We start from the raw sequence: 357 nt of genomic DNA on the forward strand, positions 1-357 counted from the left end.
GCCGGGCGCGGACCACCACCGGCGCGCACGTGGGTGTCGATGCCGTGGCGAGCTGGACGTTCAGGCCGCGGACCCGGGAGTAGCCGAACCCGGCGCCCTGCTTGGCGTAGCCGTGGACGGCGCGGATCGTGTCGTCGACGTCGATGAACACCATGCCGCCGGCGCCGCGTCCCCCGGCGAGCAGGCCCGGGACCTGCCCGGCCAGCCCGGCCAGCAGCGCGGCGGAGATCTTGTCGACCTGCTGGACGTGACCGTGGGTGAACGAGCGCAGGAACGTGCCCAACGTCGAGGGCGCCCGCACCCCGGGCACGACCCGGGCCATCCCACCCGAGCGCAGCAGGTCCAGGTCATCGATGC

Annotated in this window: 1 pseudogene; it reads right to left on the reverse strand. The window is 74.2% G+C overall.

Annotated elements, in window-relative coordinates:
• Positions 1–357: pseudogene (locus N866_RS21915) on the reverse strand (IS1380 family transposase); the annotation flags it as partial.

Origin of the sequence: Actinotalea ferrariae CF5-4, assembly GCF_000603945.1 — a bacterium.
GTDB classification, from domain to species: domain Bacteria; phylum Actinomycetota; class Actinomycetes; order Actinomycetales; family Cellulomonadaceae; genus Actinotalea; species Actinotalea ferrariae.